Origin of the sequence: Nonomuraea diastatica (assembly GCF_004349015.1) — a bacterium.
Lineage (GTDB): Bacteria > Actinomycetota > Actinomycetes > Streptosporangiales > Streptosporangiaceae > Nonomuraea > Nonomuraea diastatica.
On record NZ_SMKP01000174.1, the window covers coordinates 1 to 24,046 of the forward strand.

A 24,046-nucleotide genomic window follows, 5' to 3' on the forward strand; every position below is an offset into this window, starting at 1 on the left:
GGGCGACGGGCAGCGGGCGGGCCGGCATGCCCCACCAGTGCGGGTTGCTGGCCACGTAGAGGCTGCCGCCCGTGCCGTACACGATGTCGCCGTCGGCTGCCAGGGCGATCGGGTCGGTGCCCGCCGCGGTGACGCCCTTGGCCAGGTCGATGGTGTGCACGGTCAGCATGGAGGTGCCGGTGTAGTCGGCGGGGTGGCTGACCCGGGCGCACGCGACGGTGGTCTCCGTGGCCGATCCCGACGCGTCCGTAATCTTGATCTTGGGCAGCCATGCCTCGGCCGGCGCCTTCCGCACGGCCTCCTGGTTCCGCTTGATGCGCTCGGCCTCCGGGATCACCGACCTGACCTGGGGGAAGGTGATGTCCGGCTGGCTGCGGGTGACGAGCCTGACCGTCGACCCGGCCATCCTGGCGTCGACGTACGTGCCCTGCGGCTCGACCGTGCTCAGCACCTTGGGCTCGCCGGCCAGGTCGACCAGCACGTACCGGGTGTCGCGCGGCGGCCCGAAGGAGCGGTACACGGCGCCGCCGCCGCGCAGCATGACCAGCGCGCGGTCCCCGGAGATCAGCAGGTCGGCGGGGACGCGGGGCCCGTCGCCGTCGGTCAGGTCGAGGGACTCGGTGACTTTCTTCGTGGCGGTGTCGATGACCCGCAGGGTGCCGTCCGTGACCGTGACGAGCCGGTCGCCGTCCGTCTTGACCAGGTCGGGCTCGTCCACCCCCGCCTCGTGCACGTTGGTCGTGGAGTGCTCGGGGGCGCCGCCGGTGTCGGCTCCGGTGTCGGCCCTCGCCTCCGCCCTGGCGGTCATGGGCATGACGGTGCCGAAGCCGTACGGGCCGACGTTCTGGGCGGCCCTCTCGCGCAGGCCCGCGAGCAGGTCGTCGCATCCGGTGTAGGCCACCAGGCGGACGGAGCCCAGGCTCGTCTTCCGGGGCTGCGCCCCTTCCGGCGAAGAGGCGCAGGCGGCTGCCACCGCCGCCAGCGCCGTGGCGGTCACGGCTGTGCGGATCAGCGTCTTCATGCCCTCCATCACGGGTGTGCGGGCAGGATGGTTCAGGAAACTTTGTCCGGATTGATGGTGAACGCTGGGCTGAAGTTGATGTCGTCGGGCACTTCCAGCAGCTTGCGCAGCAGTTTGCCGCTGAAGTCGATCACCTGGACCTCGTCGTTGGGGCCGTTGTCCTGCTCCCAGCAGTAGAGGTGGTTCTCGTCGTAGAAGCCGAGCACCTTGTCGCAGTCGGAGGAGAACTTGCGCAGGCGCTCGCCCGACTCCGAGTCCCAGATGCAGTGGTCCCCGCCGCCGCCGTTGGGGCAGTCGGTGACGAACGCGCCGCCCGAGGGCGAGAAGATGTCCTGCGTGCCGGCCGACATCGTGCCGATGCCGGGGAACGAGCGGGTGGCCTTGCCCTGGGCGTCGAAGAAGCGCAGGCCCAGGTTCTTCTCGTTCCCATAGACGTTGACCGTGCCCTCGTCGGCGCCGTCGAAGCCGAAGGCGGTCTCGCGGATCGAGGTGTCGGCCACGTCGATGGTGGTGACCTTCTTCGTGGCCACGTCGATGATGGCGAAGCCCAGGTGGAGCCAGTCGTCGCCGTTCTTCTTCTCGATGTTCAGCAGGATGCGCTCGCCGTCTTTCGACCAGGCCCTGATGGTGCTGATCAGGGGGTCCTTCACGGTCTTGATCGTGGAGCGCTCGCCGGAGTCCTGGTCGGTGATGACGATGAAGTCGAAGTCGTCGGAGCTGTAGCTCCTGCCCCGGTGCGCGAGGTAGCGGCCGTCGGGCGAGACCATCGACTCCCAGTTGCCGGCGTACTTCGTGAACGAGCCGTGCAGGGAGCCCCTGGCGTAGTCGATCCAGTCGTCCTTCTTCTCGTCCTTGATCTCGTAGGAGGTCAGGAAGATCGCGTCGGCGGGATTCTCGTACAGGTGGATCTCGCCGCCGGGAAGTCGCGTCCTCGTGCCGGTGGGCGGCACGGCGGCCCGCGTGGTGCCCGGCGACGGGTCGCGCGTCGCGGTGGTCCGAGACGGCCCGGGGGTCCTGGTGCGGGACGGCTCGGCGAGCGAGGCCTGGTTGACCTGGATGGTCACGACCACCCCGGCGAGCAGCAGCAGGGCGACCGTCACCGTGACGCCGACGATCAGCGGGGTTCTGTTCCTGCGCTGCGGCTGCGGGGCGTACTGCTGATGGGTGGGCTGCCCGTGCCCCGGCAGCGGCCAGGGCCCGGGAGAGGCCGGGGGCGGGGGCGGGACCGTGGCGGCGTGCGGCCCCGGCGGCGCGACTGGGCCGTGCGGCCCGCCGAAAGGCGGCCCCGAGTGCGGGCCTGAGTGCGGGCCCGAGTGCGGCCCCGGCGGTTGTCCTGGGTGATGGGCGAAGGGCGCCTGGGGCGCGGCCTCCGCGGCGGCCTCGGCGAGGATGCCGGCGTTGGGCGCGGGGCGCTGCAGCAGCCGCATGATGACTTGCTCGGCGGTCGGCCGCTGCGCGGGGTCCTTGACCAGGCACGCGACCACCACGTCGCGCAGCTGGCCGTCGAGCATGCCCAGGTCGGGATGCTGGTTGAGCACGCGGTTGATCACCGCGGGCATCGTGTCGCTGCCGAACGGAGCCCGGGCGGAGGCGGCGAAGACCATCGTGCTGGCCCACGAGAACATGTCGGCGGCCGGCCCTGCGGTGTGGCCCATGATCTGTTCGGGCGCCATGTACGCGGGCGTGCCCACGACCGTGCCGGTGATCGTCGCGGTGGCGTTCAGCGCCCGCGCGATGCCGAAGTCGATCACTCTGGGCCCGTCGGCGCCGATGATCACGTTGGCGGGCTTGAAGTCGCGGTGCACGATGCCGGCCTGGTGGATGGCGGCCAGGGCGGTGGCGGTGCCGATGGCCAGCCGGTGCAGGACGGAGCCCGCGCGCGGCCCTTCCTCCATCACGACCTGGTGCAGCGACGGCCCCTCGATGAACTCGCTGATGATGTAGGGGCGGTCCTGCTCGACGCCGGTGCCCAGGACGGCGGCGGTGCAGAACGGCGCGACCTGCTGGGCCACCTCGACCTCGCGCAGGAACCGCTCGACGCTCACCTGGTCGCCCGACAGGTCGGGACGCATCCACTTGACGGCCACGCGTGTGCCCGACGGGTCGCTGGCGAGGTAGACGACGCCCTGGCCGCCCTCGCCTAGCCTGCCGGTGAGATCCAGGCCGCCCAGCCGTGGCGGATCTCCGGGTCGGAGCGGAGCGATGGATGCCATGGAAGAATTGTGTCCCCATGCCAAGCATCGGCAAAAACTACCGGTCGGTAGCGATACCGAATCTTCTTCCTTCCGGCACATGGCGTCCGGAGGCGCCGCCTCCCCCGAGGACTTCCGCGACGAGCAGGGGTCGCCGTTCCCCATCGTCACGCCGGAGGGCGGTCCTCGAGATCGGCAAGGGTGCGGTTGACGACCGATCCCCCCGGCGCGCGTACGCGTCCGCCCTGACCCGGCTACAGCGGATGGCTGACCCAGACGTTCGGCTCCACATAGACGGCGTGGTCGTGCTCCACGTCGCAGTGCACGGGATTGAGCGCCCCCGGCACCTCGACGGCCCCAGTACGGTCGAACGGCAGGCCGGTCCACCCTCGCCACTCCGCGAGCGTGCCTGCGATCACCATCGAGCGCGGCGCCACCTTGACGATCTTCCCGCCGGCCCGCACGTGCACCCGTAGCCAGGCGTCATGGGGCAGGCCGTCGGGGCGGGTGCGGAAGGCGTACTCGCTCATGGGGGTGTGGGGTTCGAGATGCTTGGTGTTGGGCCTGACCGGCGCGACGAGCTCGCCGAAGCCGTGGCCGGCGGCGTGGCGGCGCATCGCCGCCAGGAGCTTCGAGGAGAGCCCCGTCCCCTGCAGGTCGCGCCGCACGGTGATCTCCAGGGCGGAGACGGCGTCGGGCGGGGTGCCGCGTTCGCGCGCCAGCCGGCCCGAGCGGATCACGCTGTCCCAGCCGTCGTCGGGCAGCTCGGACCCGTTCGCCACGAACGGGATCATGCACGCCCGCGCCACCAGCCTGCCGGGCTCGGCGTCGTCGTCGGCCACGAGCACGTAGTCGGCGTAGGTGGTGGTGGCGACCGAGTAGAACAGGTCGGCGATCGGGTCGTTGAGCATGAACTCCTGCCACGTATGGTCCATGTCCCACAACGTCGACGCGAACTCCGGACGCTCCGCGAGCGTCGTGATCTTGAGGGCCATACGGATCAGTTTCGCATTCCGGCTTACTGGGACGCGCGCCATTAATTTGTGCAAAGTGGGTGCGCTAGCGTCGGCGGCATGACCGAACTTGACGCCAGGTTGAGAGCCGTCGCCGACTTGATCCTGCCCGAGGCGCGCGAGGGCGGCGGCAGGCACGAGTACGACGGCCGGATCCAGGACCTGTCGCCCGACGGCGTACGCGCCGGACTGGCCCGGCTCGGCGAGGGAGCCGCGCCCGCCGACCCGCACGACGCCAGGCACCTGGAGGTGTTCGAGGAGAGCCTGCGCACCCAGCTCGGCGAGCTGGCCCTGCACCGCAGGAACCCCCTGCTCCACCTGTCCAACCTCGACCTGGCCTGCTACGACCGCGACTACGCTCCGGCCGGCGACCGCGCCGCGGCCAAGGCGGCCCACCTCGCGCTCTGGCCCGAGGCCGTGGGCCACGCGCTCGACGCGCTCGACCAGGTCCCGGCCCCCGTCGCGAAATCCCTGGTGAGCACCGCCAGGGGCCTGGCCGCCGGGGTCACGGACGAGGCCGCGCTGGAAGCGCACGGCAGGTTCGTCGCCCACATCGAGAGGGCGGCGGACGAGGGCGACCCCGACGCGGCGCTCGGCGGCGAGGCCCTGGCCAGGCTCATGGGCACGGCCGAAGGGCTCCCCGTCGACCTGGGCGGCCTGGCGGAGCGGGCCGACGCCGAGCGCGACCGGCTCATGGCGCTGCTCGCCGAGTCCTGCGCCAAGCTGGGGGAGCAGGGCCGCCCGCCGCTCGACGTCGTACGCGAGCTGGTCAAGGACCACCCCGACGCCGACGGCGTGATCGAGGCGGCCAGGATCGGCACGGAGAAGGCCATCGCGTTCACCCGCGAGAAGGACCTCGTGCCCTACCACGACGGCGAGTGCCTGGTCGGGCCGGCGCCCGAGTCGCGCCGCTGGGCGATGGCCATGATGTCGTGGAACGCGCCCGGCGAGCCCGAGGGCCCGTCCTGGTACCACGTCACGCCGCCCGACCCGAGCTGGCCGCGGAGGGACCAGGAGGAGTGGCTGGAGGTCTTCAGCCGCACCACGCTGCCCGCGATCAACGTGCACGAGGTCGCCCCCGGGCACTTCTCGCATGCCAGGGCGCTGCGGCGGGCGCCGTCGGAGGTACGCAGGCTGCTGCAGTCATCGGCGTTCATCGAGGGCTGGGCCCACTACGCTGAGGAACTCTGCGTCGAGGAGGGCTTCGAGGCCGGCGACCCCCGCTTCGAGATCGGCGTCTGGCTGGAGGCGCTGATCCGCGTCACCCGGCTGGCCTGCGCGATCGGCGTGCACACCGGCCAGATGACGGTCGAAGAGGGCGCCAGGCGGTTCGAGTCGGACACGCACCTGGCCGGTCCCGCCGCGGCGGCGGAGGCGGAACGGGCGTCGTTCGACCCGACGTACGGCCGCTACACGTGGGGCAAGCTGCTCATCCGCGACCTGCGCGAGCAGGCCCGCGAACGATGGGGTGCCGGCTTCACCCTGCAGCGCTTCCACAAGTCGCTGCTCGATCTCGGTTCGCCGCCTCTGGGCTTGATCGGGGCCATCCTGTAGCGTCTGGTGATCCGGAGCACCCTGCAGTGCCGGTCGCTGAGGAGGTCTGTCCGTGCGCGAGCTCTCCGGCAAGGTCGCCGTGATAACGGGTGCGGGCAGCGGCATCGGTCGGGCGCTGGCCCTCAGGTTCGCGGCCGAGGGCATGACGCTGATGCTCGCCGACGTCGACCACGGGGCGCTCGCGGAGACGGCCGCGCAGGCGGGCGACGCCGAGGTGCTCACGCAGATCACCGACGTGTCCGACGCGTCCTCCGTACGCCACCTGGCCAACCGGTGTTTCGGGGAGCTCCGGGCCGTACACGTGTTGTGCAACAACGCGGGCGTCTTCCAGGGCGGTCACCTGTGGACGCGCGGCGAGGAGGACCTCGCCTGGCTGCTCGGCGTGAACCTGTGGGGCGTGCTGCACGGCATCCGCGAGTTCGTGCCGCGCATGATCGAGCAGGACACCGAGGGACACATCGTCAACACGGTGTCCATGGCCGGGCTGTTCACCACGCCGGGATCGGGCGGCTACTCGGTCGGCAAATACGCCGCGCTGGCCGCCTCCCAGGCGCTCGCCCACGACCTGGCCGATGCGGGCTCCAAGCTCCGTGTGACCGCGCTCTGCCCCGGCGCGGTCAGGACGCGCATCGCCGACTCTGCGCGGTTACGCCCGCCGAGCCTGGCCACCATGCCCGGCCAGGACGAGGTGGCCGCGCAGGAGGCGGTGAGCAGGGCGGCGGAACGCGGCATCGAGCCGTCCGAGGTCGCCGGCCTGGTGGTGGAGGCCATCCGTGACGGGAGGTTCCTGTTGCTGACCGACCCGGAGCACGCCGCGCGGCTACGCCTGCAGACCGAGACGCTGCTCAGCGGGCACCTGCCGGTTCACCACTGACGTTCGTGGGCCAGCACCCGCACCACCGCGCCGGTGCGCGGCTTGACCAGCAGGCGTACGGAGTCGCCCGGCAGCACGTCCTGGTAGACGCCCTGCTTGACCCGGAACGCGATGGCCTTCTCCGAGCTGCCGTCGTGGACCGCGATGTGGTAGACGTTGGTCTCGCTGTCCGTGTCGACCTTGACCCAGCGCTTGACGACATAGCCGCTGATCTCCTGCCGCTTCGGGCCCCGCGCCATGGCGACCGCCGGCACGATCTCCACCCCGCGCCAGCCGCTGCCCGTGAAGATCCATTCCTGCTGCGGATTCACCTCCACGCGCCCCGGCCCGGCAACCTCACGTCCGGCGGGAGTCAGCAGGAACCCGCGGCCCGCCATGAGCAGCCCCGGCCCGGCCACGCATGACACCATCGTCGCGATCATCCCGGGCCACGACAGGCCGGCCGCGGACACGGTGGCGAACCACGGGATCACCAGCCCGCCCGCCAGCAACACCGGAACGATCATGCTGGACCAGCGCCGCCGCGCCAGCCCGAGATCGATGGCGCACTGCCGGACCAGGGGGAGGAACTCGCGGTCGAGCGCCTGCCCGTCGGGCATGAGCGCGATCACCGGGGCCCGCGGAGCACCGCCCATCCGGGTGCTCACCTGATCGAGCACCCACCGCTCGTACGGCAGGAGAGGCTCCGCCCGCCGCGGCGTGAGTGACAGCCGGTCGCCCTCCACGATGGCCCACCCGCGCCCGGCCAGCTCGAACAGCGCCGAATGGAACACGTCCTGCACCCGCATGCCGCGTAAGAGCTCGGCCACGGGGGCGGGCGCCGGATAACGCTGCTCCCGATCCGGGGTCCTGTCGCGACCGGACACCTTGAAGGCGGCGGCCAGCGTGGCGACCCACAGAGCCCAGGTCGTCGCCGGCCAGACAAGATCCATTGTTCTGTGTTAGCACGAGAGCCGGAGCCAGGCCAGGCGTAATGCACAAGGCCGATAGACTGTAGTCACCGCGTTCCGCCTTCTGGAGGGTCTTCAGTGTCTGAATTCGACACGGTTCTGGTGGTCGACTTCGGCGCGCAATATGCGCAGCTCATCGCCAGGCGGGTGCGCGAGTGCCACGTCTATTCCGAGATCGTCCCCTCGTCGATGCCCGTCGAGGAGATGATGGCGAAGAACCCGAAAGCGATCATCCTGTCCGGCGGCCCCTCGTCGGTCTACGCCGACGGCGCGCCGCCCGTGCCGCACGGGCTGTTCGCGACGGGCGTGCCCACGTTCGGCATCTGCTACGGCTTCCAGGCCATGGCGCAGGCGCTGGGCGGCGAGGTGGCCCGCACGGGCGTCGCCGAATACGGCGGCACCGCGCTCGAGGTGCTCCGCGAGGGCGTCATCTTCGCCGGCCTGCCGAGCGCCCAGAAGGTCTGGATGTCCCACGGCGACAGCGTGGCCGCCGCCCCCGAGGGGTTCACGGTGACCGCCTCGACGAGCGAGACGCCGGTCGCCGCCTTCGAGCACCCCGAGCGGGGCCTCTACGGCGTGCAGTTCCACCCGGAGGTGCTCCACTCCGAGCACGGGCAGACGGTGCTCAGGCACTTCCTCGAGGCGGCCGGCTGCCGCCCGTCGTGGACCATGCTCAACATCGTCGAAGACTCCGTCGAGGCCGTGCGCCGCCAGGTCGGCGACGGCCACGCGATCTGCGCGCTGTCGGGCGGCGTCGACTCCGCGGTGGCCGCCGCCATCGTGCAGCGCGCCATCGGCGACCGGCTGACCTGCGTCTTCGTCGACCACGGCCTGCTGCGCAAGGGCGAGGCCGAGCAGGTCGAGCGCGACTTCGTGGCCGTCACCGGCGTCAAGCTGCGCGTGGTCGACGCCGCCGACCGCTTCATCAAGGCGCTGGAAGGCGTCACCGACCCCGAGGAGAAGCGGAAGATCATCGGCCGCGAGTTCATCCGCGTCTTCGAGGACGAACAGCGCGCCATCATGGCCGACAAGCCCGTGGAGTTCCTCGTCCAGGGCACGCTCTACCCCGATGTGGTCGAGTCGGGCGGCGGCACCGGCACCGCCAACATCAAGTCCCACCACAACGTCGGCGGCCTGCCGGACGACCTGCGGTTCACGCTGGTGGAGCCGCTGCGGGCGCTGTTCAAGGACGAGGTCCGCCGGGCCGGCGAGGAGCTCGGGCTGCCCGCCGCCATGGTCTGGCGCCAGCCGTTCCCCGGCCCCGGCCTGGGCATCCGCATCGTCGGAGAGGTGACGCGCGAGCGCCTTGAGCTGCTGCGCGAGGCCGACGCGATCGCCCGCGAAGAGCTGTCCAGGGCCGGCCTCGACCGGCAGATCTGGCAGTGCCCCGTGGTGCTGCTGGCCGACGTGCGCTCGGTGGGGGTGCAGGGCGACGGGCGCACCTACGGGCATCCGGTGGTGCTGCGCCCGGTGACGTCGGAGGACGCGATGACGGCCGACTGGGCGAAGGTGCCGTTCGACGTGCTGTCCCGCATCTCGACACGGATCACCAACGAGGTCCGCGAGGTCAACCGCGTGGTGCTCGACGTGACCAGCAAGCCCCCCGGCACCATCGAGTGGGAGTGACACCCCGCGGCTTTCCGCGGGGCCTGAAATGATCTTTACGGCCACGGCCACGGCCACGGCCACGGCCACGGCCACGGCCACGGCCACGGCCAAGGTCACCCACCCGACGCACGTGGCTGACGGCCCCGTGAAACGCAACGCTGCCGAGCCCCGGGTGGCGTACGCTCCCCGGGGCTGGTCGGCTGTGTGTGGGTTACTTCTTGGCGCACAGGGCGGTGTCGGCGGCCTTGATGACGCTCATGGCGGCGGGTTCGGTGGCGGGCAGGGTCGTGACGGCGATGGTGGCCGCCCGGCCCTTGTCGGTGACGCCGCCGCGGGTTTCGTAGCCGTCGATGTCGCCGCCGTGGCCCCATGCTGTGCCGCCGCAGCTGAGCGGCATCTTCATCAGGCCGAGCCCATACTCCCAGCCGGCGGGGAAGCCGGGTGCCTTCATGGTCTTCTTCATGGCCGAGAGCTGCGCGGGCTTGAGGAGCTTGCCGTCCATGAGGGCGAGCCAGAAGCGGTTGAGGTCGCCGGGGGTGGCGATGAGCTGGCCGGCCGCGCCGCCCCATGACGGGTCCAGGTGGGTGATGTCGACGAGCTTGCCGCCGGGCTTCCTGGAGGCGTAGCCCTTGGGGTGACGCTCGCGGATCGTCTTGACGCCCTTGCCCGGCCAGTACGTGTGGCGCAGGCCGATCCGCTTGATGGTGCGGTCGGTGATCGCCTCGCCGACGGGCTTGCCGTCGATCTTCTCGATGAGCAGGCCGAGCACGATGTAGCCGGTGTTGCTGTACTCCCATTTGGTGCCGGGTGCGAAGGATGCCTTGTGGGCGAAGGCGGTCTTCAGCAGGTCCCGCGGGCTGCTGTACGTGTTGCGGACGTCGAGGATGTTGGGCATCCAGCGGGTGTAGTTCGGCAGGCCGCTGGTGTGCTGGAGCAGCTGCCGCACGGTGATTTTGCGGCCGTCGCCGGACTTGCCGCGGAGCAGTTTCGGCAGGTAGGTCTCGATCGGCTCGTCCAGTTCGACCTTGCCCTCGCCGACGAGTTGGAGCACGGTGACGGCGGTGAAGGTCTTGGTGTTGCTGGCGATGCGCACCTGTCCGTCGACGGGCACCTCGGCCTTGGTCTTGAGGTCGCCGACGCCGGCGGTGTAGTAGCGGGTCCTGCCCTTGCCGTCTTGGACGGTGGCCAGCGCCCCGGGGAACTTGTGCTTCTTGACCAGGGTGTTCAGCTGCTTCTGCAGGGCGTTGTTGGTGCGGTTGCGCTTGGCGTCTTTGACCTCGTCGCGCATCTCGTCCAGTTCGGCCTGCAGTTCGTCGGCCGGGTTGTCCTGGGTGACCTTCGCGGTGCGGTCGAGGCCGCTCGCGGCGGCGGGGGCGGCGGCCACGCTCATCGCGGTCAGGGCCGTCAGCGCCGCCGCGGCCAGGACGCGCATACGCCGGGGGGTCGTGGAGGAGGAAGAGAGACGCGACATGAGGGAAACGCTCCTGCATTCGGGGGTGGTGTCCGCTCCGGACATGGACAAGCATGTCGTCGGAGCCCACCCTCGAACGATCCCGCGCACTGGAGCTTGTCGGGTACAGCCTGCTGTACGTCCGCGACGCGTGGTGACCCGCCCTCCTAGTGCGTGATCTTGATGACGGCCTTCTTCCCCTTGACTGCCAGCACCTCGAAACTGACGTCGTTGATGGTGCTGGGGCCTCCTTGGTCCGGCGTCTGCTCGGACATGGTGGCCTGCATGCCGGACGCGGTGACCACGTGGAAGGTGACCGAGTCGTCCTCGACGCTGACCGCGACCGGCGCCAGGCCCCATCTTGCGTCCAGCGTGATGGTCCGCCCGTCCGAGACGAGCACCTCGCACTTCGCGTCCCGGCACGCCCGGAGTTTCGTGCCGTTCTTGGCCTTCGGGAACGGTGTCGCCGTCGGCGAGGGAGTCGCCGGCGGGGAGGACGGAGCCGGAGACGTCGATGACGTCGTCGGGGCGCCGGCGGGTGCGGCCGTCTCCTCCGGTACGGAGCCGCAGCCGGTGAGCAGTCCGGCTACGGTCACCGCGCTCACCAGCGCCATCCGCCTGGTCGGTCCGCCTGGCATCTCTGCTCCCTTTGCTCGCCCGACGACATCAGGAACCAGTGTCGTACCGCGGCTTCGGGACCCCTCCCGCCGGATACCCGATAGAAAGGTCCCGCCCCTCTGCGGCAAATGCCGTATAACCCGATGAAAGGGAAGACCATGCACAGGAAGGCCATCACCGCCCTGACCCTCGCGTGCGCCATGGTCGTGACGCCCGCCGTGGCCGCCACCCCCGCCGCCGCCGCGGCCAAGCCGAGCTACCGCGGCTGCTACGACGGGAAATGCAAGTTCACGTTCTCGAAGGCCGTGAGCTTCCGCATCTCCGCGAAGCGTTACGGCTTCTCCAGGGTGTACGTCTCCAAGGAGTACGTCGGCGGCATCTTCAACCAGGACATGGTCGTGGTGCGAGGGCCCGGCTCAACGGCCTCCCTGGGCGAAGGCGCTCGCGGCAACATGCGCATCAATGGCAAGAACGCCCTTTCCTTCCGTGTGCTGGCCATCACCAGCAAGGGCGCCACGATCCGCTTCACCGGGTAACGTCCTCGCAGGGTTCGCTCGTGGTCCGGCAGCCGCATCATGGCCGACGGCGGTGCGGCTGCCGGGGCCAGGGCACAGGCGGAGGGGGACCGTCGCGCAGGCCGCGACCACGACGTACGCCGCCGTGGTGCGGGGGAAGACGTGGATCACCGCGCCGATCAGCGTCAGTGCCGCGCCGACGGCGATGCAGACGGTCCTGTCCGATGCCCGCGAGCACAGACAGGCACGGTATGGCGCGCGTGTGGCGGGACGTCAGACCGTTTCTCTGGTCAGGTCTTCGCACAGGGCCCAGATCGTGTCCTGGTTGCGCCGGTCGAGGGCGCTGGCCGGCCACGGAGCGCGGCGGCATCTCCTGCTGAAGTACGTCCCGGTCACCCCTTCCACGTCGCCGCTGGAGGCGAGGTGGACGCTGGAGCGGGAGGGCTTACTCAGGTCGCCGAAGATCTGCGGCGTCACGGCCCGCAGCAGCGGGACGATCGGGCGGTACACGTAGGGGAACCCGGTCGTCGTCATCGACTGGTTCATCGGCGTGTGGCCGTGTCCAGGATAGGCGACGTTGATCGTGACGCCGCTGCCGGCCACCTGCTCGGCGAAGCGCAGGCTCATGGCCATGAGCATCGTCTTGGTGTGGTTGTACTGGCTGAACGTCCATCCCAGGTAACGCCGCTCCGCCTGCAAATTGTCCAGCTCGATCGGGCCGCCGGGGATGCCTCCGGTGATGTTGACGACCCGGCCGCCGAGCAGGGGCAGCAGGAGGCGGGTGAGCGTGAACGGGGTGAGCACGTGGGCGGCGAAGGTGGCCTCCACGCCGTCTTCTGTGAGGGTGCGGCGCGGCGGGTTCGTACCGACGTTGTTGATCAGTACGTCCAGCCGGTCGCAGCGTCCGGCCACCTGAGCGGCGAGCCCGGCGAGGTCGCGCTGCCTGGTCACGTCCGCGGCCAGGGCCTCGACCCGGCCGCCGCCCGTACTGAGCTCGTCCGCCGCCCGCTGAGCGCGTACGGGATCGCGGCCGACCACGATCACCCGGGCGCCGCGCGCGGCCAGCCCGCGCGCGGTCTCCTTGCCTATGCCACCGGTGCCGCCGGTGACCAGGACAGTCTTGCCGTCCATGAGATCCACCACCTTTAAGATCGATGGACCAAATATGACACCGAGTGACACAGATAGCAATCGGTGTAGGATGACGGCATGGAAGGTCTGCGGGATCGCACCAGGCGCGCCGTACGCGCCGAGCTGGCCGGGCGGGCGCTGGAGTTGTTCGCCGAGCGCGGCTTCGACGAGACGACCGTCGACGACATCGCCAGGGCGGCCGGGATGTCGAAACGCAGCTTCTTCCGCTATTTCCTGACCAAGGAGGACGCCGTCTTCGGCGAGATCGAGACGATGGGGGAGCAGGTCGCACAGGAGATCGCCGCCCGGCCACCGCAGGAGGAGCCGTGGCAGTGCCTGCACGCGGTGCTGCGCGGCTGGGAGTCGCGCATCAACGCGCAGGTCGACGCGATGCGGCTGATCGAGTCCACGCCCGCGCTGCGCACCAGGCTCCTGCAGAAACGCGACGAGGCTCGCACCCGGATCATCCAGGCGCTGGCCGATCGCGGGATGCCGCCGCTGGAGGCCGACCTGGCGGCGGCAGCGGCGGGCGCGGCACTGGACGCGGTGGCCCGCGAATGGCTGCGCACCGGCGGCTCCATCGACCGCCTCACCCTGGTCGACCGCGCCTTCGCGATGCTCCGCCCGGCATTCCTCAACTGATCGCACCCGGCGACTGTCAACGGTACGGCGCGGCTGCAGATAAGGCTGTGCCCCGGGCTGCTTGCCAGCACAGGAAATCCGGGGGCCTCTGTCATTCGCATGACCGTGCCGTGCCCGCGTGAGAGGGCGACAGTCTGTGGAGCAGCGCGAGGCCCACACGCCCGCTCCCGAACGGACGTGCCGCCGACAAGCACGATCACCATGCAAACCAAGCTTAAATTAGTGCTGCCCGCAACCGGGGGCAATAGGGCGATTGCTTCCGCTCATTCGGCTCTGCGGGGCAAGAACTATCTCCTCCCTTTTATTAGCGCCTTTGCCTGTTCACGCCCGCCTCGGGCACCTGTCATCCGCACTCCCTAGGCCCCGTGCGCCATGGGGCAAACAGGTACCTACATGGGGATTTATCCCCTCTCGGCGATTTGCGCGTCCGAGCATGCTGAATATGTGCTCTGAACAGATGTGCAGCACGGGGGAGGGATATCAGTGCCAGCCATATCGCAGACGCAAGTCGTGCACCGGGCCGAGCCGGATCGGCCCACACTATGGATCCTGTCCTGGAACGGGCTCCTGGCCCTGAGGGATGGCCTGGTCGCGCGCGCCCGGTGGGCGAGGCGGGATCGCGCCGTCACGTGGCTGCTGTCGCCACGGCCTTCGGCCGTGCCCAGCGCGCGGCGGATGACCGCCGTCCGCTTGGCCGCGTGGGGGTTGGAGGAGCACGTCGAGGTTGTTGACGTACTGGTCTGCGAGTTGATCGGCGACGCCTTGCGGGACGCCACGGCAAAGATCAGGCTCGCCCTGTGGGTGGAGGACGGTCTCTTGCGGGGCGAGGTGGAGGACCTCAGCCCTCAGGGCCCGCCCGTTCCCTCCCCACCGCGCCACAACCCGCTGCTGGACCGACTGGTGTGCTGCGGGGGCGCCACCGGCAAAATCGCCTGGTTCGAACTCGTCACAGCCGAGCGGGACTCACCGCACCAAGGCATGGCCACACCAGACTGAGCGCGCCAGGCGCCTCCCTTGCAGGAGCAACCGTCCGATGGGTCGGCCGGGCGTGCGATCCTAGATGCGCATCGGATCGACGAGCGCGGGTTCCGTGTAGATGGAGGCCGCTGGTCAGGAGGCTGAACCCGGAGCGTGTGACCTCGGCGCCGGACAATCCGGTCACCGCGCTGGCGGCCTTCCTGGCCGAACACGGTGATGACCTCGTCGACGACGACCCGGCGTTGATCGTCGGGTTTCTGCAGACCGTCCTCTTGATGCCCTTGCATCGGGACCGTCTGGCCAGTCCCGACCTGTATCCGAAGATCCTCGATCGGCTCATCGACATCATCGCCGCCGGCCTCACGGTGTTCGCGCGGCCAGCGTGGTAGTCGTCCCCGGAGGGGTGCCCTTCGTGCGCAAGGGCGAGTTGGAGGTCGGCACGTCGATCGCCATCGATGTGGCGTACGGGAACGAGAGCTCGTCCCACGACGATCTGCTCGGCATCGTATCGGAGCGCCCGGTAGCAGGCCCCGGCCGCCAGGCGAGCCCAAGCATCTGATGAGTGATGATGCCCGTCAGGGCTGCCCGCTGTCTGTCGAGGCGGCACGGCATACCGGCGGTATACCGGCGCCTCCTATGCTGACCGCGTTCTCTACGGATCTTGGTGAAGGGAACCTGGTGTCCCGTTCTGTGTTCGTGATGGTCGTCGCGTTGCTGCTGTCGATGCTCCCCGGTGTGGCTCACGCTCAGGCGCCCAGTGTGGGGACCGCAGGAAACCTCATACGGGAAGAGGAGCCGCGGGCCGACGGGATCAGGCACGTCGACACCAAAGTGATGATCGCGGGGTTGAAAGCCCTCAAGGCCAACACCTACGTCTACCCGATGGCCGGCGACAACGTGCACTGGGAGGACCTGCGTCAGGAGTTCCTCCCGGCGGCCGCCGCCGGAATCGACGTCTGGGTGCTGGTGTACGCGCCGAGCCAGGCCGTCTGTTGCGTCTCCCGGCCGTACAAGCACGACTACGTGGCGTGGGCGCGCGAGATCGCCACCCTCTCCAGAACCCACCCGAACCTGATCGGCTGGACCGTGGACGACTACGGCCACGACCTCAGGACGTTCACCCCCGAGTACGTCAGGCAGATGCGCGCGGCCGCCAGGCCGGTCAACCCCTCGTTGAAGTTCGTCCCCACGGTCTATTACAGCCAGTTCACCGACGCGTTCATCGCTGAGCAGATCCCGTTGCTGGATGGAGTGATCTTCCCCTTCCGGGATGAGCCGCACCGGGACACGTCGTGGACATGGAGCCTGTCGTACCAGGTCAAGCAGCTCGCCAAGCGGCTTCCCGGCACGGATGTCTACCTGATGCCGTACGCCCACCCGCTGAGCCACGCCGCCCAGAAACCGACGGTCGCCTACGTCGAGGCCGTCACCAAGAAGGCCCTTGAGCACGTCCGCACGGGGGAACTGTCCGGGGTGGTGCAGTACAAGCTCCCCTTCGTGTCCCGCGACGCCGGGTGGACCCGGCCCGCGGACGACAACCTCGCCCGCGCCGGCAACGGGCGGCTGAGCTTCGTCGTACAGGGAAACACCACCACCAAGGCGGGGATGTGGTGCAGCGCAAGCCGCCGAGTCCAGCTCACGTCGGGCGCCGACAAGTACAGCGTGAGCTTCTGGCACGGGGACGGCCGTGGCCCTGGTAACCCGGCCGGCTACCACGTGAAGCAGCTTCTTCTCAACGGCAAGGTGGTATGGCAACAGGACGTCGCCGCCAACGACCACGCGTGGCAGAAGGCCACAGTCGACCTGACGGGCGAACTGGCGGGGGCGCGGAGCGCGACGCTGGAGTGGCGCCTGTACGAGCGCAAGGGCGTGGGCCACTATGTCGTCGACGTCAGCGTGGACGACATCGTGGCCACGGGCCTGCAGGTGAGCGACCCGGGTGTGGAGAACGCCGCCACCTGGACCGCCGGCCTGGTCCGGCAAGGGGGTCCGGTCTACTGCTCCGCCCAGGTCTACCACCAGAACTACGGTGCCGATCTCGGCGCGCGGATCGCCAGGTCGTACGCCGCCGGATAGCCACGGACCGGCGGCGTCACGCGGGCGCGCTGCTGCTGGCCATGCTCGCCGAATCGTCGGCCAGGCCCGAGCGGCTCGACATCGTCCGGGCCACCCTCGACCTGGTGATCGAGCGGCGTCAGCTGCACCCCAACGTCGAGTTCGCGCTCGGGGCGCTGTGTTTCGCACATGACCTGGCCAACGGGGCGGGGGAGGCCGTCTTCGTGATCGCTCGCAGCGCCGGCTGGATCGCACACGCCATCGAGGAGTACGCGCGCGGCGCCTCCAGTGCGAGGACATGAAGGCGCGCGGCGCGGTGGTGCGCTACTTCTCGGGGCAGAGGACCGCTTCTGCCGCCTTCTTGGCCAGAAGGTCGATGGCCGGATCGTTGTGCTCGGTGGCCAGCGTGAGCGACATGATCAACTGGACGCCGCCGTCCCCGGTGCTGAAGGTGAGGGCGTTGAAGCCGTGCGAGCTGCCCTTCAAGTGTCCGTACGTGCCTTCGTCGTCGCACACGTTGAGGTTGGGGGCGCGGTCCGGCTCGGAGGGAGGCCGGCCGGCGTTCAGCGCCTCCTTCTCTTCCTTCGTGAGGATCTTGTCCTTGGCGAACGCCCGATGGAAGGCGCTGAGGTCGTCGGCGGTGGAGATCACGCCGCCGGCCGCGTAACCGTAGCTCATGTTCTGGTTGTCGAAGTCGACCAGCTTGCCGTTCTTGTCGGGGAAGTAGCCGTGCCCGTGCGGGCCCTTGATGCCGCCGGGCCACCTGGTGGGCAGGTAGGTGTCGTCCATGTCCAGGGGCTCGAAGAGGCGCTCCTCGAACTCGGCGGCCAGCGAGTGCCCGGTGTACTTCTCGATGATCAGGCCGAGGAGGTAGTAGTTGGTGTTGGAGTAGGAGAACTTCTCGCCCGGCTCCTGCTCGCGCGGCAGGGTGCGCGACTTGGTGATCAGCTCCATCGGTGTGTACCGCGTCTCGAAGTCGAAAGGGTCGATGAGCTCGGGGGTGTACCAGTTGGGGATGCCTGAGGTGTGGTGGATCATCTGCTCCACGGTGATCTCGTCGGCCCGCTCCACCAGGTCCTTCTCCACCACGACCGGCAGCACCTCACTGAGCTTGGAGTCCAGGCCGAACTTGCCCTCCGTGACCAGCTTCATGATGACCGCGGAGGTCATGGACTTGGTCTGCGACCCGATCCGGAAGCGGGCGCCCGCCGGGATCCTGCCGCCCTTGCCGTCGAGGAGACGCGTGCCGCCCGAGCCCTTGTCGACTCTGCCGTCCACGTAGACCGCGCCGATCGCGCCGAGCACCTCCGGGCTCCTCGCCAGCTCTGACAGAGCCTTCTGCACGTCCCCCATCCGCGGCCGGCCCGCTTCCGCGGCGGTGGCCGGTGCCGTGACACCCAGCGACAGCATCGCGCACGCCAGGCCGGCCAGACCGACTGCTTTCACATGCCTCACGAGGAAGATCCTCTCTGCAGGAGAATGCCGGACGTGGTCGCATCGGGTGTGAGACGCCTGTCGCCCGGACTCGTAGCAACTGTCTAGACCGGCGGTGGTTTCCCGGCTGTTTCTCCTGCCGGCTGCGCGACGCCGAGTGGCGGATGACACCCGGTGATCGATTTCGCCTCAGCCGGCGTTCACCAGTCGCGATCGGCCCGTTTCGGTCGGAGCAGGAAGGTGGTGCCCGTGTCCTGCGGGCTTTCCACCACGAGCCCGGTGGCGGACAGGACCTGCGCGATCAGATCCCGGTCGCCGGCCCACTGCAGCGTGAGCTCGTCGACCAGGTCGCCCCTGGCGTCGAAACACGACGTGTGCGCCTGCGTGGTCCAGAAGACGGCCTTCGCCGACGCCCCGGCCTCGTGGACGTGCTGCCAGGCTCCGGAGACCGTCGGCCAGAGGTCGGGTTCGGCGAAATAGCCCTGCTCGGTGAGCCGGTCGAAGGCGCGTACGACGCGGCACAGGTCGGAGGAGACCTCGTCGCCCGCCAGGCAGGTGACGAACCCTTCCTCCGGTTTGTTCAGGCCGTGCACCGCGGCGAAGAGCGCCTCCATCGCTTCGTCCGCCTGCCTGCTCAGCTCGTCGGCGTCCAGGTCCAGCAGCGCGTCGTGGTCGTCGTCCTGCTCCGCCTGGCCGGGAACGGAGACCACGAGGCCCTCCCGCGCGAACACCGACTGCATCCGTGACGGCAACCCGCCGCGCCAGGAGATCGCGACGTCCTTGACGAGCACGCCGCCGGGTGCGAAGTGATCGGCCAGGTCGGCGGGCAGGCTCAGCAGGCCGCTCGTCTCGGTGTCGGCGGCGAACCGCCCCGCGTCCACGATCTGCCAGCCTTCGTCCGTCAACCGGCCGAGTGCCCGGTCGAAGCGCTCACGCTGCGAGCGCCGCGGCTCGGAGGCCGCTGCCGTGCCCGTCCCGGAGGAGGCGGCGCCGGCCTCCGCACGGCGCTGCTGCAGGAACGCGCGCACCTCGTCGACGTGGCTCCGGTCCATCAGGTCGTCCATGACCATCGACCACCAGGACTCGGCGTCGCGGAAGGCGGGCGGATCCAGCTCCTTCAACGACAACCACAACTCTTCGGTGTCGCGCGGTCCCGCGTCGTCGGGCGCGCCGTTCAACGCCTGCTGACGCAGCCGGAGCCGGCGGAGGAACTCGACGAAGGTCGCCGGCGAGCTGTTGATCCGCTCCGCCTGGGGCTCGCCGTCGAGCGAGAGCAGGCCGACCACACCGCTCCGGATGTCGAGGAAGTAGCGAGTGCCGGCCCCTCCCGGCGTCCCGCCGAGGATGAGGACGTCGACGTCCCCGCTGCCGGTCGTGAACACCACGAGGGATCCCGTCCGCGGCTCGTCGGAGACGGCCGTGGTGAACGCCTGGTCCGCGCGCACCGGCAGCCCGACCTGGCACAGGACGTGCGCGTCCGCCTCCGAGAGCCCCATCTCGGCGCACCGCCCGGCGTCCATCAGCATCAGGCCCTCGTCGCCGAACGCCTCGACCATCTCTTCGTGCGTGACCACGATGCAGCACCTCGTCGTTGCGGAAGGCCCGTGACACCAGGCATCGAGCCAAGATCAAGTCCGCACCAGCGTAGTGGCTCTTCTCCGGCCGCCGACCGTGCGTTGGCCGCCGCCGTGCCCGCGTGATCGGCCGTACGCCTGGTCAATCCGTGCAGAGCTGGGCGCGCAGAGTGTCGTGGGCCCAGCGCTCGAACCGCTCGGGCGTCCAGCCTCGGTCACGGGTGAACACCAGGTAGAGGTCCGGGCTGAGCACGCCGTACAGCAGGTCGGCGGCGTGGGACACCTCGGGGCGTGCCCCCGGCTTGGCCATCAGGCTGTCCGCCGCGGTCTGTGTCACCGCGAAGCGCGGATCCCGCTCATCGGGCCACATCTCGGCGATCTCCGGGTCGGTGGCCACGGCGATCTGCAGCACCTTGGTCATCGGGGCCACCCGCTCCAGCACGGCCCGTGTGCCCGCCACGTACAGCCGCAGGTGCTCCTGAGCGGTGGCGGCGTCCAGCGCCTCGCGGAACCACGGCCGGTCGAGGGTCGCCACGGGACGGTCGTCGCCCGCGATCGTGACGTCGACGAGCTCCTTGAGCAGGCGGCGTTTGTTGCCGAACACGAAGTAGACGGTCTGCACCGCCACGCCCGCCCTGTCGGCGATCTGCTGGAGCATGGTCGCGCCATAGCCCTGCGCAACGAACAGCTCTCCGGCGGCCTCCAGGATCCGGCGCCGGGTTTCGGCGGACTTCTGCGCCTTCTTGTTCGGCTTCCCGCGCTCGCTCACCCAGTAAGGTTAGCCCAACTCTAGAAGCAGGCTACAAACAACCAAGGGGAAGGACTCCTGCCTGGCCGGATGGTCGCAGCGTCACTTGACGGGCACATCGGGGAACGTGCCGTACGGCCCGGCGTCCAGAGTCAGCGCGGTCACGCCCGGCGGCGGCGGCGCGTAGTAGGCGTAGATCCGGTAGGGGACGTGCTCGGCCCAGCCGAACCCCCATTTGCCGGTGATCTCCGGGGCGGCGACGTAGGTGTAGCCGTCCTCGCCGGTGCCGTACTTGCCGACCCGGACGATGCGCTGGCGCCGCCCGGAGGCCGGGTCGAGCCATGTCAGGCCGCCCCACATGGAGCCGGGCTGCTCGCCGTCGATCCGCGGGGTGATGTTGTGCTCCCAGCCCCCCGTCTCGTTGACGATCTCGTAGACGCCGACCATGAAAGCGCCGTCGCGATAGGGCTGGTGGACACGCAGCAGCCAGCCGTCCTCGTTCTTGCGCTCGGCCACCGGCCGGCCGAGCCCCTCCTGGAAGGGGGCGGGCGTGCCGGGGAGCGGCGCGGCGGTTGCTCCCGGACTGGGCGCGCCGGTGGCCTCCACCACTTGCTTGATCTTGTACGACACCTCCACGCGCCGGTTCTTCGCGCTGGCCTGCTTGTCGTTCGAGCCGCCTTCCTCCGCGACGGGCTGGGTCTCCCCCTTGCCTTCGGCCTTGTACTGGTAGTCGGTCCCCAGCCGCCGGGAGAGGTAGGACCGTACGGTCTGCGCACGCCGCAACGACAGCCGCAGGTTGTACGGGTCGTCGCCCTTGCTGTCGGTGTGCCCGGCGATGGTCACCGGCGGTTTCGACGGATCGGCCCGTCGCCGGGTCTCCTCCGCCACGTCGTCGAGCACTTGGCGCGCCTTCGCGGACAGGTCGGCCTTGTCGAAGGCGAACAGCACGTCTGCGCGCAGGGCGATGCTCTCCTCGTCCGTGCCGGTCGACTTCTCTTGCGCGCCGTCCTCCACCGCGTACAGGTCGGAATAGTTGGGCCTGGCGCCGGGCGCGGGCGGGTCCGCGCCGAGCACGACCTTGGTGCCCGGCTTGTCGTCGCCCCAGGAAGTGGTCGGCAGCGGCGTCGGGCTCTGGGTGAGCTCACCCTGGGCTACCGGGATCCCGGTCATCTCCCCGAACGTGCACGGCGCGATCACCGTGATCTGCCCGGCCGACGCCGGGAGCGGGTCGTAGTAGATCTCGGTCTCGTAGCGGATGTCCTTGTAGTACCAGCCGAACTGGTCGAGTTGGTGGCTGCTCTTCGCCCGGTACAGGCGGCGCCCGACGGGATCCAGCAGTCGGAAGCCCCGGAAATCCGACTGGCCGAAGAACGCCATGTCATGGTGCTTCTCGGCACCGTCAAGGCTGATCGCAAGCCGGAGCCGGGTGTGCTCGGCCTGCCGTTCGACGCCGACGATCTCGACCCTGAAGGGGACGTCGCTGCCCCCCGAGTCGCAGGTCCCCTTGCGTGCGTACACCTGCCGCGCCGGAGGCGGGTCCTGCGGCTTCGTCGCGCCCGCGGTGGTCTGCCGCACGGCAGGTGTGCTGCCGGTGCACCCCGCGAGCATGATCAGGGAGACGGTTGTGACGGCGACGCGGGCTTTCACGGAAACTCCAGACGTCCACGTGCGCGGAGCGATCGTCTGACAGGTATACGGGATATCCGGTTTCGCAACAAGGGCCCCTGACTCCAACCGCGCGCGGGGTCAAGCCATCCGAAGGGCCACCACATCAGGCGCGTCGCCGCCGTACCAGGAAGAACGTGCCGGTGAAGCACAGGAGGCCCACTCCCACCCCCACACCTCCGATGACGAGGTAGGCCTGGTCGATCGGAGGATGGGTGACGGGCGAGTCGGTCGGCCCTTCACCGAAATGTTTCTCCCCTTCGTACGCCGCCGCCTTCGGCTCGGCGCCCTTGGTCGTGGCCGCCGCCCGCACCGCGCGGTCCGCGTTGACCATCCCGTGGCCGAGGAACAGGGTGTAGCCGTTCGGGGGTTTCGTGGCGGTGCGGACGAGGATGTCGCGCACCTGCCGCGGGCTCAGATCGGGATTGCGCGACAACATCAACGCCACCGCGCCCGCCGCCAGGGCACACGCCGGCGAGGTGCCTTTGACCATCCGGTAGCCGCCCGTGTTGGTGGCGCTGCGGATGTCCACGCCCGGCGCGGCGATCGCGTTGTACGTGTGCACCTGTGAGAACTCCGCACGCCGCCCTTGCCGGCTGACGGCGGCCACGCCGAGCACACCGGCGTACGCGGCGGGGTAGGCCACCACGTTGTTGGCGTCGGTGGCGAGACGGTCCGTGGATCCGCCGTTGCCCGCGGAGGCGAGCACGGTGACGCCCTTGCCGCCGGCGTAGTCGACCGCCGCGGCGACGTCGTCGAGGTAGTCGCGGATGCCTCCCCATTCGTCGGTGCCCAGTGACATCGAGATGACCTCGGCGCCCTGGTCGACCGCATAGCGGATGGCTCTGGAGATCGACGTCTGGTGCGACCGGAAGGTCTCGTCGAACGTGCCGCTCTTCCGCCACCTCTCCCAGGCCTCCTCGATGCGGTCCCTGCCGGGGTCTTCGTGGTCGAGGATGACCCGCAGGGACAGCACGCGGGCCTTGGGGGCGACGGACAGCACGTTGGAGGCCATCGCGGTGCCGTGCTCGCCCCAGTGCGGCTCCCCTTTCTTGGCGCCGAAACGGATGAAGTCGGGCCCCGAGGTGACCCGTCCTCTGAACGATGGATGGCTGGTCACCACGCCGGTGTCGAGCACCGCGACCGTGACGTTCTCGCCCTGGCTGGTCCGGTGGGCCTCCGGGACGTCCATGGCGTTGAGCTCCCAGCGGGCCGGCGCGGCGGCGTGGGCGGGAACAGTCGCCGAGAGGAGTTGCGGGACGGTGAGAAGGGCTGCGACGGTCGTCCTGCGGATCACGGTCTCGCCTTTTCGATCTGGTCGGTCAGGTGGGCGGTGGTGCTCTTGGCCAGGCCCGCGGATATCTCGCCCCATGGGGAACGGTCGTAGCGCTGATGGCTCTCGCGTCTGCCCCACGGCTGCGGGAGCTTGCCGGCGCGCCGTCCGTCGGCCGGCCCTGAGGTCACCGCGACGAACAGCCTCCCGGCCGAGTTGCCGCCGCTTCCGGCCCGCGCGCTGTCCGTCCATTGGACGCCCTTCGCCGGCAGGGGCCGGACGCCGTAGTCACGCTCCTCGCGTTGCGCGTCGTGCAGGATGGCGTCCAGGTCGTTGCCCGAGTCGTCGGCAGGGAACACGACGATGGCGATGGTGGCCGCGGTCCCTCCCGTGCCGTCGACGTAGGTGGCGCGGAGTGCCGCCTGGCAACCCCGCTTCTTCGCCTCCTTGGCGAGCCCGCCGGTCAGCGCCTTGCCGCAGGAGGTCTCGGGCGAGATCGCGGCCCGTGTCCAGGCGCCCCGCGCCGCGCCGCGCCGATCCGGGTCTCGCATGCCGATCGCCGGGGGGAACAGCGTCTCCGCCGGCAGGTTGCGCCACAGGTTGTTCGCGTACTGCCGGTTGAAGATCTCCTGGTTGCTGTTGGAGAACGCCTTGGCGATGACTCCGCCGCCCGCGAGCACGCACGCCATCCCGAAGAGGGCGATCAGCACGCCGAGGACGGTCCGGATCGGCCCGGGGCCGCGCCGCGGGG

Annotated in this window: 23 protein-coding genes; 10 read left to right on the plus strand and 13 right to left on the minus strand. The window is 69.8% G+C overall.

The window, feature by feature from the left end:
* From E1294_RS40845 to E1294_RS40855, 3 genes are all read right to left on the minus strand, one after another.
* Positions 1 to 1,021, minus strand: a 1,021-nt coding sequence (locus tag E1294_RS40845; protein WP_246083651.1) for a beta-propeller domain-containing protein, incomplete at its 3' end; no start/stop codon positions are given.
* A 32-nt stretch (positions 1,022 to 1,053) separates the two neighbouring features.
* On the minus strand, positions 1,054 to 3,234 hold the full coding sequence (locus E1294_RS40850; RefSeq protein WP_132516327.1) for a serine/threonine-protein kinase: 2,181 nt from the start codon (positions 3,232 to 3,234) through the stop codon (positions 1,054 to 1,056).
* Positions 3,235 to 3,467: 233 nt separating this feature from the next.
* Positions 3,468 to 4,208 carry an N-acetyltransferase gene (locus tag E1294_RS40855; protein ID WP_132516328.1) on the minus strand — a complete coding sequence of 247 codons (741 nt, stop codon included), beginning with the start codon at positions 4,206 to 4,208 and terminating at the stop codon, positions 3,468 to 3,470.
* Positions 4,209 to 4,286: 78 nt separating this feature from the next.
* Between E1294_RS40855 and E1294_RS40860 the strand changes: the two genes are divergently transcribed.
* Together E1294_RS40860 and E1294_RS40865 are read left to right on the plus strand one after the other, a co-directional pair.
* On the plus strand, positions 4,287 to 5,780 hold the full coding sequence (locus tag E1294_RS40860; RefSeq protein ID WP_132516329.1) for a DUF885 family protein: 1,494 nt from the start codon (positions 4,287 to 4,289) through the stop codon (positions 5,778 to 5,780).
* A gap of 52 nt (positions 5,781 to 5,832) precedes the next feature.
* Positions 5,833 to 6,654 (plus strand): SDR family NAD(P)-dependent oxidoreductase, encoded by an 822-nt coding sequence (locus tag E1294_RS40865; protein ID WP_165977752.1) that lies wholly within the window; start codon positions 5,833 to 5,835, stop codon positions 6,652 to 6,654.
* Here E1294_RS40865 and E1294_RS40870 read toward each other — a convergent pair.
* Positions 6,645 to 7,586: a DUF2207 domain-containing protein gene (locus tag E1294_RS40870; protein ID WP_132516331.1), complete on the minus strand. Its 942-nt coding sequence runs from the start codon at positions 7,584 to 7,586 to the stop codon at positions 6,645 to 6,647. The genes E1294_RS40865 and E1294_RS40870 overlap by 10 nt on opposite strands.
* A 54-nt stretch (positions 7,587 to 7,640) precedes the next feature.
* On the opposite strand from E1294_RS40870, the gene guaA reads away from it, so the two are divergent.
* Complete coding sequence (gene guaA / locus E1294_RS40875) at positions 7,641 to 9,230, plus strand: glutamine-hydrolyzing GMP synthase (protein ID WP_425465256.1); 1,590 nt, start codon at positions 7,641 to 7,643, stop codon at positions 9,228 to 9,230.
* Positions 9,231 to 9,423: 193 nt separating this feature from the next.
* On the opposite strand, the gene E1294_RS40880 is transcribed toward guaA, so the two are convergent.
* Together E1294_RS40880 and E1294_RS40885 are read right to left on the minus strand one after the other, a co-directional pair.
* Positions 9,424 to 10,683, minus strand: coding sequence for a serine hydrolase domain-containing protein (locus E1294_RS40880; RefSeq protein WP_220448222.1), 1,260 nt, complete (start codon positions 10,681 to 10,683; stop codon positions 9,424 to 9,426).
* A 146-nt stretch (positions 10,684 to 10,829) separates the two neighbouring features.
* Positions 10,830 to 11,300: a hypothetical protein gene (locus tag E1294_RS40885; protein WP_132516333.1), complete on the minus strand. Its 471-nt coding sequence runs from the start codon at positions 11,298 to 11,300 to the stop codon at positions 10,830 to 10,832.
* A gap of 138 nt (positions 11,301 to 11,438) precedes the next feature.
* Here E1294_RS40885 and E1294_RS40890 point away from each other — a divergent pair, with 138 nt between their 5' ends.
* Complete coding sequence (locus E1294_RS40890) at positions 11,439 to 11,816, plus strand: hypothetical protein (RefSeq protein ID WP_132516334.1); 378 nt, start codon at positions 11,439 to 11,441, stop codon at positions 11,814 to 11,816.
* Positions 11,817 to 12,068: 252 nt separating this feature from the next.
* Here the strand turns inward: E1294_RS40890 and E1294_RS40895 are convergent, their stop codons facing one another.
* Positions 12,069 to 12,926 carry an SDR family NAD(P)-dependent oxidoreductase gene (locus tag E1294_RS40895; RefSeq protein ID WP_132516335.1) on the minus strand — a complete coding sequence of 286 codons (858 nt, stop codon included), beginning with the start codon at positions 12,924 to 12,926 and terminating at the stop codon, positions 12,069 to 12,071.
* A gap of 78 nt (positions 12,927 to 13,004) precedes the next feature.
* Between E1294_RS40895 and E1294_RS40900 the strand changes: the two genes are divergently transcribed.
* From E1294_RS40900 to E1294_RS55030, 6 genes are all read left to right on the plus strand, one after another.
* Complete coding sequence (locus E1294_RS40900; RefSeq protein ID WP_132516336.1) at positions 13,005 to 13,568, plus strand: TetR family transcriptional regulator; 564 nt, start codon at positions 13,005 to 13,007, stop codon at positions 13,566 to 13,568.
* 483 nt (positions 13,569 to 14,051) lie between these two features.
* Positions 14,052 to 14,564 (plus strand): hypothetical protein, encoded by a 513-nt coding sequence (locus E1294_RS53460; protein WP_165977753.1) that lies wholly within the window; start codon positions 14,052 to 14,054, stop codon positions 14,562 to 14,564.
* A gap of 137 nt (positions 14,565 to 14,701) precedes the next feature.
* Complete coding sequence (locus E1294_RS40910; RefSeq protein WP_132516338.1) at positions 14,702 to 14,935, plus strand: hypothetical protein; 234 nt, start codon at positions 14,702 to 14,704, stop codon at positions 14,933 to 14,935.
* 23 nt (positions 14,936 to 14,958) lie between these two features.
* A complete protein-coding gene (locus E1294_RS53465; protein WP_165977754.1) occupies positions 14,959 to 15,105 on the plus strand; it encodes a hypothetical protein in 147 nt (48 codons plus the stop codon).
* Between the two features lie 119 nt (positions 15,106 to 15,224).
* A complete protein-coding gene (locus E1294_RS55025; protein WP_220448223.1) occupies positions 15,225 to 16,622 on the plus strand; it encodes a hypothetical protein in 1,398 nt (465 codons plus the stop codon).
* On the plus strand, positions 16,619 to 16,903 hold the full coding sequence (locus E1294_RS55030) for a citrate/2-methylcitrate synthase (protein ID WP_281284586.1): 285 nt from the start codon (positions 16,619 to 16,621) through the stop codon (positions 16,901 to 16,903). The genes E1294_RS55025 and E1294_RS55030 overlap by 4 nt, the downstream gene beginning before the upstream one ends.
* Before the next feature lie 22 nt (positions 16,904 to 16,925).
* On the opposite strand, the gene E1294_RS40920 is transcribed toward E1294_RS55030, so the two are convergent.
* The 6 genes from E1294_RS40920 to E1294_RS53470 form a co-directional block, all read right to left on the minus strand.
* Positions 16,926 to 18,047: a serine hydrolase domain-containing protein gene (locus E1294_RS40920; RefSeq protein WP_132516339.1), complete on the minus strand. Its 1,122-nt coding sequence runs from the start codon at positions 18,045 to 18,047 to the stop codon at positions 16,926 to 16,928.
* 188 nt (positions 18,048 to 18,235) lie between these two features.
* On the minus strand, positions 18,236 to 19,609 hold the full coding sequence (locus E1294_RS40925) for an SUKH-4 family immunity protein (protein WP_132516340.1): 1,374 nt from the start codon (positions 19,607 to 19,609) through the stop codon (positions 18,236 to 18,238).
* Between the two features lie 142 nt (positions 19,610 to 19,751).
* Complete coding sequence (locus E1294_RS40930) at positions 19,752 to 20,378, minus strand: TetR/AcrR family transcriptional regulator (RefSeq protein ID WP_132516341.1); 627 nt, start codon at positions 20,376 to 20,378, stop codon at positions 19,752 to 19,754.
* An 81-nt stretch (positions 20,379 to 20,459) separates the two neighbouring features.
* On the minus strand, positions 20,460 to 22,004 hold the full coding sequence (locus E1294_RS40935; RefSeq protein ID WP_132516342.1) for an OmpA family protein: 1,545 nt from the start codon (positions 22,002 to 22,004) through the stop codon (positions 20,460 to 20,462).
* A 124-nt stretch (positions 22,005 to 22,128) separates the two neighbouring features.
* Positions 22,129 to 23,319: a S8 family peptidase gene (locus E1294_RS40940; RefSeq protein ID WP_165977755.1), complete on the minus strand. Its 1,191-nt coding sequence runs from the start codon at positions 23,317 to 23,319 to the stop codon at positions 22,129 to 22,131.
* On the minus strand, positions 23,316 to 24,046 hold a 731-nt coding region (locus E1294_RS53470; RefSeq protein WP_220448225.1), incomplete at its 5' end, for a hypothetical protein. The genes E1294_RS40940 and E1294_RS53470, both read right to left, overlap by 4 nt.